A 9921-nucleotide genomic window follows, 5' to 3' on the forward strand; every position below is an offset into this window, starting at 1 on the left:
CTTGAAAGCCTCGAAAATCTTATGGGGGTCCGCTGCTGATTGGGAATGAACGCATAACCCCGATCGGTTGCCTGTTATTTCATGGCGAAAGCCATCGCTCAATCCGCGCCAATGCCGCATCCAGTGCCTTTTCCCGCAATTCGGCACAGAGACGATCTTCAGGCTCCGCCTCGCCAATGAAGGAGACAAGCCCCTGCGTCCTCAGCCGGTCACAGAAAGCGCGCATGTTGCGCGGCGGGGTTAAAAGACCACGCACCGCCAGCCAGCGCGCAAGCCCGGCATTCGCCGACCAGTGCAGCGCAAGCCGGCTTTCCCGCATGGGCCATAAACACAGCGGTTTTCCCGTCCGCACCGCCTCCGCGATCATCGAGGCGGAATCGGAGGTCACGATAAAGCGATCCGCCAAAGCCAGAAGCGCCCGGTGCGGATTGTCCTCGGGCCGGCGCCCATCGCGCCAGAAATAGAAATAGCCCGGTTTCTTAAGCGCTTCGTGCAACGCCCGCGCCTGCCTGATTCCGGTGCGGGGCGAACAGGAGACAACCCAGGCCCCGCCGGTTCTTTCCCGTTCCGCTAAAACCGCCCTGCCCAGGCGCTGTGCATCATCGGCGTCGAACAGAACGGGCCAGCGCGCCCCGCCCACCAGCACCGCCGTCAGCGGCCGCGGCAGATCGGCAAGACGCGCCCGCCAGCGCGCCAGATAGGCATCCTCCACCGCCGGCGCCCGTGCCGGGGGCAGATCAAGCAGGATCACCGGCCCCTCTTCCGGCAGACCGTATTGCGCGGTGGTCAGCACCATGTCGAACCAGGCAAGCGGCGCCCGCGGCCGCCCCAGCCAGACAAGGCGCACAGGCCTGGTTCTGGCCATGCGCCTGATCCATAACCCCGCCGGCACCGACCGGCGCCCCACGCCGATGATCAGATCAGGCCAGGGCGGAGCAAGCTGCTGCATGCTCTCCCTGGTCAGAACCAGAGGAGCCGCGGCACCGATCAGCAAGTTGGGCAAATTGCGCAACAGGCGATAGCGCAAAGGCTTTTCCGTAACGATCGCGCCGGTTCTTTCCGCGATCATCGCCGCCAGGGCCTGAACCTGCGCATCATCGCCGGCGCGCCCGCCCAGAAGCGCCCAGATGCGGGGCGCCTTCTCTCCTTCCCCTGCCGCGCCATTGCCCACCATGATCGCCTCAAGCCCGCTTGAACAGCCGCTCCAGATCCGCAAGCGTCAGCTTCACCCACGTCGGGCGGCCATGATTGCACTGCCCGGAGCGGGGCGTGCGCTCCATCTCGCGCAGCAGCGCATCCATCTCCTCCCGGGTCAGGAAGCGCCCGGCCCGCACCGAATGATGACAGGCGAAGGTGGCCAGCACGTGCTCCAGCCGCTCCTGCAGGGCCTGCGGCAGATCATGGGCGATGAGATCCGCCGCCACATCCCGCACAAGCCCTGCAACGTCGCAGTGCCCCAGCGCTGCCGGCACCTCCCGCACCAGAACCGCGCCGGGCCCGAACGGCTCCACCACCAGCCCCAGATCCGCAAGCATCTCCGCATGGGCAAGCACGGCATCGGCGCTGTCGGCATCCAGCTCCACCACTTCCGGAATCAGAAGCCCCTGCCGGCTAATGCCGCCCGCCGCCCGCTCCCGTTTGAGCCGTTCCAGCACGATGCGCTCATGCGCTGCGTGCTGATCGACGATGACGATGCCATCCTGCGTCTGCGCGATGATGTAGGTGCCATGCACCTGCGCCAGCGCCGCCCCCAGCGGATGGTTTTCCGCCGCTTCCGCACCGGTTTCTGCCGCACCCGCATCCGCACCCGCATCAAGGCCAGCCGGCGAGAGATCCGGCGCGGAAACATCCGCGACACCTGCAAAAGCCGTCTTGCTTTCAGCTAAACCCGCGCTGTGCCGCCCCTGCGGCGGCAGATCCATCAGCGGCGCCTGAGCCGCCAGGGACAGGCGCGCCGCCTCCTGCGACAGCCGATCAGCAAAAGCCGCACCAGCCGCCGGCTTTTCCTGATGCGGAAGCTTATTGTCATCTCCGGCCGGGACCATTCCCCGCACCGGCATCGCGGTGCGCTGCCCTTCCCGCGCAATGGCCTCGCGCAAGGCATTGATGATGAGACTGCGCACCAGCGCCGGCTGCCGAAAGCGCACCTCGCGCTTGGCCGGATGCACGTTCACATCCACAAGCTCCGGCGCACAGGCGATATGCAGAACCACGGACGGATGCCGCCCCTTTTCCAGAACATCGCTGTAGGCGGCGCGCACCAGGCCGGAAAGCTGCCGGTCGGTCACCGGCCGTCCGTTGACGAAGAGATACTGCTGATCGGGCTGGCCCCGCGAGAAGGTGGGCAGGCTGCCCCAGCCGCGCACGGAATAGCCCTCGCGTTCCGCCGCAAAGGCAAAGGCATTGTCCAGAAAGGCGCGCCCGAGAATGGCAGCAATGCGCGCCTCTTCCGTCCCCGGTGCAAGGGAAAAGACCGCCCGCGCTTCTGTTACGAAGCGAAAGGCCACATCCGGATGCGCCAGCGCCAGCCGCCGCAGCACCCGCGCCGCCTCCATGGTTTCCGCCCGCGCCGAGCGCAAGAACTTCAGTCGCGCCGGCGTGGCAAAAAACAGATCCCGCACGCTCACCGTGGTGCCGGGTGCCCGCGCCGCCGGCCGCGGCTCCTCCTTGCGCCCCGCCTCCACCCGGATCTCCCAGGCCGTATCCGCCTCCTGCCGCCGCGAGATGATGGCAAGCCGCGCCACCGCGGCAATGGATGCAAGCGCCTCGCCGCGAAAGCCTAAGGTAATGATGCGCACAAGCGAGTCATCATCGAGCTTGGATGTGGCATGCCGCTCCACCGCCAGCGCGAGATCCTCCCGCGTCATGCCGCAGCCATCATCCCGCACCTCGATGAGACTGCGCCCGCCGTCGCGGAAGATGGTTTCCACCTCTCCCGCCCCGGCATCGAGCGCATTTTCCACCAGCTCCTTGACCACGGACGCCGGCCGCTCCACCACCTCACCGGCGGCGATGCGGTTGATGAGGGTTTCGGGCAGACGACGGATGGCCATGGCCGCTTTCCATCAACATGGGGGATGCAAGGGATGAAACATTCATCCCGCACCATCAGACAGCCTAAGAGCGGAAAGTCAAATGCTTCCCTGTGGATACGTTCATTCGAGAAGGCCGAGGAAGCGCAGCCGCTCCGGATCCTGATCCCACTTCTCCCGCACCTTCACGAACAGGAACAGATGCACCTTGCGCCCGCCCAGCAGGGCCGAAAGCTCCTGCCGCGCCGCCTTGCCGATGTCCTTGATCGTCTGCCCGCCCTTGCCGATGACGATCTTCTTCTGCGATTCGCGCTGCACATAGATGGTCTGTTCGATGCGGATGGAGCCGTCCGGCCGCTCCTCCCACAGCTCCGTTTCCACGTGCGAGGCATAGGGCAGCTCATCATGCAGGCGCAGATAGAGCTTCTCGCGGGTGATCTCCGCCGCCAGCATGCGCAAGGGAAAATCGGAGAGCTGATCCTCCGGATACAGCCATGGCCCCGGCGGCATGCGCTCGGCCAGATAATCGCGCAGATCATCCACGCCGGACCCCTTCAGGGCCGAGATCATGAAGGTGGCCTGAAAGGGAAACTCCTTGTTGAAGGTGTCAGCAAGCTCCAAAAGCTTCGGCTTCTCAATGAGATCGATCTTGTTGAGAACCAGAATGGCATCCCGGCCGGAATCCTTCAGCCCCTGAAGGATGCGCGCGTTCTCCTCATCCAGCCCCCGGCGCGAATCCACAAGCAGCGCCACCACATCGGCATCGGCCGCCCCGCTCCAGGCCGCCTCCACCATCGCCTCGTCCAGCTTGCGCCGGGGTTTGAAGATGCCGGGCGTGTCCACGAAGATGATCTGGCTCTTGCCCACAATCGCCACCGCCCGCACCCGTGTGCGCGTGGTCTGCACCTTGTGGGTGACGATGGAGACCTTCGCCCCCACCAGCGTGTTGATCAGCGTGGACTTGCCGGCGTTGGGCGCGCCGATGATGGCCACAAAGCCACAGCGCATCCCTTCCTCCTCTTGCGCTTCCTGCGCCTTTTCGCCGCTTTCCGCATCATCATCAGCAGCAGCGTGATCAACAGGCGCCGGATGCGTGCCAGCTTCAGCCGCCTTGTCTTCGGCGCTGTCTTGAGTGCCCTCTTCCGCCGCGGTCATCGCCGCATCCGCAGCTGCATTCTGGTCGGTCTCCGTCTCCTTGTTGGTCGTGCTTATGCCGGCTGTGTCCTCAGCCTGCGCGATATCCGCTTTCTCGCTGTCGTTTTCCGTCGTCATCCCGTTTCTTTCTCGACATGCTTCAATAAGGCTCCGGCAGCGGCCTGTTCGGCCTTGCGCTTCGAGCCGCCTTCGCCCCGCGCCGTGCCCAGCCCCTCGATCTCCGCCTCCATGACGAACTGCGGATCGTGATCCGGGCCCGACCGCGACACCTCGCGATAGGACGGGGGCGGATAGCCCCGCTGCGCCGCCCATTCCTGCAGGGCGGATTTGGGATCGCGCGGCGCGTCGCGGTAGCGGGCGAACAGCGGCTCCCAGAAGGAGATGATGAATTTTCGCGCCGCTTCAAGACCACCGTCGAGATAAATCGCCGCAATCACGGATTCGCACAAATCGCCGAGCACGTTGACCGAGCCTTCCGCCTGCCGCCTCAGCGTGGTCTCGCCGGTGCGCATCATCTTGCCCAGCCCCAGGCGGCGGGCAATGTCCGCACACGTCTCCTTGCGCACAAGATGATTGTACTGGCGCGCCAGTGCCCCCTCCGGACTGTCGGGATGACGCCGGTAGAGCTCCTCGGCGATCACCAGCCCCAGCACCCGATCGCCCAGAAACTCCAGCCGCTCATACCCGCGGGCGAAACCGCCCGGCTTTTCCTCCACCGCATGCGTGAGCGCCTCCAGCAGCAGGCTGGGATCGGAAAAACGATAGCCCGCCCGCTCGGCGAAGGCCTCCGCCACCCTTTTAGGATCGTCGAAGTTCTCTGCCGTCACGGACTTATCCATGTGCCAATTCTGCTCCAGCGAATGCCGGTAATCCATGTCCAGGGCTTGTAAAGGGCCGCATCCGGCGAATGCGAGAAGAAGATGATCACCGCCCGCCCCACGATATTCTCATAGGGCACATACCCCACATGATCCAGAAACCGGCTGTCCGTCGAGTTATCCCGGTTATCGCCCATCATGAAGTAGTGACCGGGCGGCACAACATAGACATCCGTGTTGTCCTCAATACTGCCGTCATAGAGATCGAGAACCGTATAGCTTACCCCGTTGGGCAGGGTCTCGCGATAGCGGCGAATGCGCCTGCCCTTCTCCGGCCCGTCCGGCACAACATAGTCCTCGATGCGCTCGCGCTTCACCGCCTCGCCGTTGATATAGACCACGCCGTTGATCACCTGAATGCGATCGCCGGGCAGGCCGATGATGCGCTTGATGTAGTCGATCTTGGGATTGCTGGGCAGCTTGAAGACGACGACATCGCCCCGCTTTGGTTTTCTGGCGAAAATGCGCCCCTCGATCGGCACCGGCCCGAAGGAAAACAGATCATGGCCGAAGAGCGACAGGGTGAAATCGAAGGAATGCTTGCTGTAGCCGTAGGAGAGCTTGTTGACGAAGAGATAGTCGCCGATGAGCAGGGTGGGGATCATGGAGCCGGAAGGAATGTTGAACGGCTGATAGAGAAAGGTGCGGATGATGAAGGCAATCAGCAGCGCCTGCAGGATCACCTTCACCGTATCCCACAGCCCCTCGTCCTGGCGCTTTTCCACCCGTTCGCTCAAGGCCTGATCGTCCTTCGTCTCCATCATCGCCCGCCATTCTCAACAAGTCGCCTGAACACCGCATCCAGAGGCATCGCGCGCGATTTCTAGCGGTTGTTATCCATCCCGGCCGCCAAGTCAATCGCGCGCAAAAACCCTTTAAGCCCTTCCGGCACGCATTCCGATAGACAGAACAATCGTGTCATAAGCGTGGCACAAGAAAGGCGTACGTCATGCGGGAAGGACGCCTTTTTCTGAACAGCACCGATCGAGAGGCTTTCATTATGAGTGCTGTGGCAAGATTAGGGCGTGGACTTAATTCAAAGACGGCGATGCCAGCGGCATTTTCGCAAAATATCGCTGGTCTTTTCGCCCGCAGGGAATAGCCAAAGCTATTTTCAAGGGCGAAAGGCCAGCGAGATGAAGCGAAAATGTTGAGCTTAAGGGGCTGGCACGTCGGATTTTATGAGGACACGCCCTAGTGCCGCGGCAAGGGGCGCGCCTCGATGATCACCCAGGCCAGGGCATAGGGCGGCTCGTCACTCAAGGAAAGATGCAAAACCGCCTCGTATCCATCCGGGACAATGCGCGCAAGCCGCGCCTGTGCGCCGCCATGCAGGGCCAGACAGGGCGCACCGAGATCGCCACGCACCACCTCGATATCCCGCCAGCCCACACCAGAGCGAAACCCCGTGCCCAGGGCCTTGGCCGCCGCTTCCTTGGCTGCAAAGCGCCGGGCAAGAAAAGCGGCGCCATCGCCGCGTCCGCGCGCAGCCTCCTGTTCTGCCGGTGTGAATACCTTGCAAAGAAAACGCCCTCCGTGACGCTTGAGCAGGTGCTGTATGCGGCGCACATCCACAAGATCCGCGCCCATGCCAATGATCATCGCCTCCGCTCCCTCAACCCGGCAATCGACGCTTTAACATGGATATTCAATGCGTTAATAAGAGACCCATCTGTTGCCAGGAGACAGTTAGTTGTGTTTTTCCTCACAACAACACCCTTTATCACACCCCTGGCCTGCCCCTGCGGTGTAGGGAGGTTAGCAAGAAGGGTGCATAGCTCCATCCTCCCCCTGATAGGGGGAGGTCGGCCCCGCAAGGGGCCGGGAGGGGGTCGGGCCACAAGCGCAGAACTAAGTTGTTCAACCTCCTCCCTGACTCTCCCCCTCCCAGGGGGAGGGGAAAAACAGTGCTTCATGTATGGAGAGAATATCAAGGGCAACTGAGTTGATGTCCACTTTGCCTGCCCCCGGACCAGAGCGTGGGAAAACAAAAGCCCTCACTCCGCCGGCTCCTGGCGCGTGATCCGACGCGCGATAACCTCCCGCCGTCGCGCCTGATAGCGCTCCACCGCCTTGCGCACGAGAAAATAGAAGAAGGCACCGCACAGCCCGCCCAGCGGCAGGGCGCCCACCGACATGGGCACGATCACCGGCCCCAGCGCATCCCAGAACGCACGGCCGAAGGCCGCCGGATCATGCAGCAAGAGCCCCCAGAAGCCATGGGGCAGAGCGATGTGTATCTCACCCTTGTGTTCATAGCCGAGAAGCAGGCCGCCCAGATTGTAGGTCGCCCACCAGATGAAGGGAAAGGTCAGCGGATTGCCCACCGAGGTGCCGAAAGCGGAAGCCAGGATCGACCCGCGAAGGATCCAGGCCATCAGCCCGGCGAGGATGAAATGAAAGCCGATGAACGGCGTGAACGAGATGAAGGCGCCGCAGGCAAACCCCAAAGCCACCGCATGCGGCGAGGCCGCAATGCGCTTGGCCCTGAGCCAGATATAGGTATAGGCGCGCTTCAGCCCCCCTCGCGGAAAGAGGAAATACCACACCCGTTTCGGGATCGAGAGTTTTTCACGCCGCGCAAACATGCTCCCTATCCTAGCCGCTCCTTCTTTTCGGAGCGTAAAAGGCGGCCCCTTTCACAAGGGCCGGAAATACCCGCGCAAGGCCCCATTAGCCGGCGCGCATCTAGCCGGGAGAAAAATGGCAATAGCCGGGCAAAGGCCTTTTCCCTGTTCCGAGTCCTGTAAGCAAGCGTCTGTCCGCGACTGTGCCGACAGCTCCGGTCAACGCCTGCCATCAAGCGCGCAGTGAAACCGAGGAAAAATGGCCCGCCTGTCGTTCCCTCCCGGAAAATGTGCAAAGGCCAGCTTGTCCCTGCGGCTATACATATCCCGCCCCCCTTCCCTGTCAACTCGCCATCTCTCGTCCATCCGGACAGGAAAATGATCAACATGCCCCATCAGCGTTCAGGCTTTGGCGAATCAGTTGACAAGACAGGCGCCCAAACTCAATCATTGGTTGACTGCGTGAATCGGTTCCTGCCGCCTGTGGAGAAAACATCTGCGCGCAAGGAACCCACCGCCTGCAGAACCAGCGAGCAGCGATCCAAAATCGCATGATCAGACCGGGGGAAAATGCGTCATGACCAAGCAGACCGACCAGGAACAGCTCATGCTCGAGCTGATCAACCGTGCCCGCCTCGACCCGCAGGCGGAAGCGGACCGCTATGGCATTGATCTCAACGACGGCCTGCCCGCGGGCACGATTGATGCCTCCCCCAAGCAGCCGCTGGCGATGAACGATCTGCTCATCGACGCCGCTCGTGCCCACAGCCAGTGGATGCTCGATACGGACACCTTCTCACACAAGGGCGCCAACGAAAGTACGGCCACGGACCGCATCCAGGACGCCGGCTATCAGCTCATCAGCCCCTGGAAGACCGGAGAGAACATCAACTTACATGGCGTCTCACCCGGCCCCATCGATCCGACGGCATCCATCTATGAGCAACACCGGGGGCTCTTTCTCAGCAGTGGCCATCGCACCAACATCCTCGATGACGAATACAGGGAAGTCGGTGTTGGTCAGAAAATAGGAACCTTTACCGACGATCAGGGGCAGGACTGGGATTCGTCCATGATCACGCAGGATTACGCTTCCTCCGGCAGCGGTCATTTCATCACCGGCGTGATCTATGATGATAACGATAACAATGATTTCTATTCGGTCGGTGAAGGAAAGAGCCTGGGCATCCAGGCCGACACGACTTCGGGAACGACGAACATCACATCCGGATCATCCGGCGGTTATGCCCTTCATGTGGATGACAACCAGGCCATCACCCTGACTTTTGGCAGCGGCGGCGGTGCCATCATCGTGCGCGTGGATATCGGTTCGGAAAACGTCAAGGTCGACCTGGTCAACAACACCATGGTCCTGACGTCCGGCGACATCACCCTCGTTCAGGGAATTACGGAGGCGAAGGCCCTGGGCGTGACCGATGCGAACATCACCGGCAGCAACAGCGCTGATACCCTGACCGGCAGCAAGGGGAACAACATCCTTTCCGGCGGAGAAGGAGAGGATTTCCTTTACGGCGGTGCCGGCAATGACACGCTTTATGGCGGCAACGCCCTCGACTTCCTTTATGGCGAAGACGGAGACGACGAACTGCATGGCGGAGGTGATGGCGACAACCTTGAAGGCGGTGCCGGCAACGATACGCTCTATGGTGAAGCCGGCATGGATTCCCTTTCCGGAGGAGATGGTGATGACACGCTCTATGGCGGCGATAACGATGATTATTTGATTGGCGGTGCAGGGAATGATGCACTTTGGGGCGACGTCGGACAGGATACGATCCATGGCGATGAGGGCAACGACACCATTCATGGCGGTGATGATTATGACATCATCAATGGCGGCGAAGGAAACGACACCCTCTATGGCGATGCAGGGGCCGACATCATTCATGGCGGTGCCGGGGATGACACCATTGAGGGCGGAGACGATAATGACCGGCTGATCGGCGGCGCCGGCAATGATTGGCTCACAGGTGGCGCGGGGGCCGACACATTCGCCTATGACGGGCAGCTTGATCAGAACGGCAATCCCATCACGCCGGACTTCGGCAACGACGAGATCACCGATCTCGATGCGAGCGCCGACAAGATCCGGCTGGACATGTTCGTCGATGACGGCGGCACCATCCGGCCGATCAACCGCAACGACGTGGACATCACGGACGACGGCAGCGGCGGCAGCTATATAACCGCGAAAAATCCGGCCTATTTCAGCGGTCAGATCCATGTTCGCAATTCGGATCCGACGACGACGGAAACGGCCATGGAGTT

Annotated in this window: 8 protein-coding genes; 1 reads left to right on the forward strand and 7 read right to left on the reverse strand. The window is 62.1% G+C overall.

Annotated features, from left to right (window positions below):
• Positions 1-79: 79 nt before the first annotated feature.
• The 7 genes from EK16_RS00615 to EK16_RS00645 all read right to left on the reverse strand — a co-directional run bounded on the left by EK16_RS00615 (position 80) and on the right by EK16_RS00645 (position 7653).
• The gene (locus tag EK16_RS00615; RefSeq protein ID WP_156098402.1) at positions 80-1216 is read right to left on the reverse strand and encodes an ELM1/GtrOC1 family putative glycosyltransferase; all 1137 of its coding nucleotides are present in this window, start codon (positions 1214-1216) and stop codon (positions 80-82) included.
• The gene (gene mutL, locus EK16_RS00620) at positions 1182-3053 is read right to left on the reverse strand and encodes a DNA mismatch repair endonuclease MutL (protein ID WP_038033586.1); all 1872 of its coding nucleotides are present in this window, start codon (positions 3051-3053) and stop codon (positions 1182-1184) included. Before mutL ends, EK16_RS00615 begins: the two co-directional genes overlap by 35 nt.
• A gap of 102 nt (positions 3054-3155) precedes the next feature.
• Positions 3156-4040: a GTPase Era gene (gene era / locus EK16_RS00625; RefSeq protein WP_038033621.1), complete on the reverse strand. Its 885-nt coding sequence runs from the start codon at positions 4038-4040 to the stop codon at positions 3156-3158.
• 260 nt (positions 4041-4300) lie between these two features.
• Positions 4301-5026, reverse strand: coding sequence for a ribonuclease III (gene rnc / locus EK16_RS00630; protein WP_051928715.1), 726 nt, complete (start codon positions 5024-5026; stop codon positions 4301-4303).
• Positions 5011-5829, reverse strand: a complete 819-nt coding sequence (gene lepB, locus EK16_RS00635; protein ID WP_231573549.1) for a signal peptidase I — start codon at positions 5827-5829, stop codon at positions 5011-5013. Before lepB ends, rnc begins: the two co-directional genes overlap by 16 nt.
• A gap of 430 nt (positions 5830-6259) precedes the next feature.
• Positions 6260-6667: a holo-ACP synthase gene (gene acpS / locus EK16_RS00640; protein WP_038033589.1), complete on the reverse strand. Its 408-nt coding sequence runs from the start codon at positions 6665-6667 to the stop codon at positions 6260-6262.
• A 395-nt stretch (positions 6668-7062) separates the two neighbouring features.
• On the reverse strand, positions 7063-7653 hold the full coding sequence (locus EK16_RS00645) for a DUF2062 domain-containing protein (protein ID WP_038033592.1): 591 nt from the start codon (positions 7651-7653) through the stop codon (positions 7063-7065).
• Between the two features lie 556 nt (positions 7654-8209).
• On the opposite strand from EK16_RS00645, the gene EK16_RS11235 reads away from it, so the two are divergent.
• Positions 8210-9921: CAP domain-containing protein (locus EK16_RS11235; protein ID WP_051928716.1), on the forward strand; the 1712-nt coding region annotated here is incomplete at its 3' end.

Source organism: Thermopetrobacter sp. TC1 (assembly GCF_000746275.1).
Lineage (GTDB): Bacteria > Pseudomonadota > Alphaproteobacteria > Rhizobiales > Aestuariivirgaceae > Thermopetrobacter.